This is a genomic window from Synechococcus sp. H55.9 (genome assembly GCF_047462355.1).
Lineage (GTDB): Bacteria > Cyanobacteriota > Cyanobacteriia > Thermostichales > Thermostichaceae > Thermostichus.
This window is the reverse complement of sequence record NZ_JANSJB010000066.1, coordinates 1-1,485: the sequence shown is the minus strand read 5'-3', so window position 1 is coordinate 1,485 and position 1,485 is coordinate 1. Positions and strand designations below refer to the sequence as shown.

At 60.0% G+C, this 1,485-nt stretch carries 1 protein-coding gene; it reads right to left on the bottom strand.

Going from position 1 to position 1,485, the window contains the following annotated elements:
• Positions 1-1,067 (bottom strand): hypothetical protein (locus NW857_RS09255; RefSeq protein ID WP_414368751.1); only part of this gene is annotated, 1,067 nt, incomplete at its 3' end.
• Positions 1,068-1,485: the final 418 nt, after the last annotated feature.

Genomic DNA, 1,485 nt, shown 5'->3' with positions numbered 1-1,485 from the left:
GAGAGATGCTGCTGGGCTTGGGCGTACCGTTCCTGGAGATGGCGGTGTTCTTGCTGCCAATGGGCAATTTCTGCCTGGGCTTGGGAGAGAGCCGCTTGCAGCGCCTCGGCCTGAGCTTGCCATTGCTGTTGCAGCCGTTGCTGCTCCTGGGATCCCTGATGCAGATGTTCCTGCTGAGCTTGCAAAGCGGCCAGCTGAGCCTGGGCTTCGGCCAGGGCTGCTTCCAGCTCCTGCCGTTGTTCCCGCCAGCGCTGCTCGGCTTCCGCTTCTGTCTCGGCATAGCCGGCCAAACGGGCCTCGAGATGCTCCCGTTGCTCTTGCCAGGCGGCCTGTTGGTCGCTGTACAGAGCCCGTAGGCTGCTCAGCTCCGCCTGAGCTTCGGCAATTTGGGTGCGGGCCAGACAAAGCTCCGCCTTAAAGCGTTGCAGCATTTCCACCCGCTTTTCTGCCACATCTTGGGCTTCCAGAAGAGAAGCTTGCAGCTCCTGCTGACGGTGTTCCCATTGACGGCGCTCCTGCGCGTGGGCCAGGCGGAGCTGCTCGATCTGCTCTTGTAAAGCCTCGATATCCTGCCGCTGCCGGTCATTTAAACGTTGTCGAGCGGCAAGCTGAGCTTCCTGCTCCGAGATCTGGACCTTCTGCTCCGCCAAAGTCTGCTGCAACTGTTGCAGGACGCGCTCCCGCTCCTGCAGCGCCTTCTCCTGTTCGGCCACCTTCTGGCGCAAAGCGCAACATTCTGCCTCAAGGCCAGCATCTGCAGAGGGTTGGGCTTTCAGTTGCAAAAGCTCTATCTGCTGTTGCTGCCGGCGGGACTGCAATTCCGCCTGAGCCAGTTGACTGCGCAGAGCCTGAACCTCGGCCTGCAGTTTCTCCTGAAGGATTCGCCGCTCTTGGAGCTCGGCTTCGGCTTTGAGCAGACGGTTCTCCAGTTGCTGTCGCTGGGCCAAATGGCGCTCTGGGTCGGGATCCGATTCCGTTCGCGCTCCTCGGACGGAATCCTTGGCCGACCTGCCTGCTTGAGCCTCTGGAAGGATGGGATCCGAGTCGCCTGAGGAGGGAGCACGCATAGGTTGAAGGGGAGATGCAGCAGTTGGGGTGAATGATAAAGTTCCCTGCAGTATAGAGAGATTTTTGGGCGGGTTCAAGCCAGAAGATTGAACTCGCGAGATCTCTTGCCGATCCCGCTCTGCGCCAGACGAAGTGCCATCAGACTGGCTTGGACGCATTCTTTCTTGTGCAGTTCCAGAATCCCGAAACTGGGACTGGGCAGAAGCGCTCGGCTGACTTTTTTTCGGTCGTGGGGCGCGAGCCCGACGGAATGGGGACTCTGACCCGCTGCTGCTCCGAGAACCGGCCACGATTGCCCCCTTGGATCACCCACAACACCCACCCTGCGGCTGCACCATTGTGCCACACTCCCATCGCGAAGTGCTACGCAGGACAGCTTGGGCTTCTTCTAAAACGTCAACCTAAGTAGAATGTGCC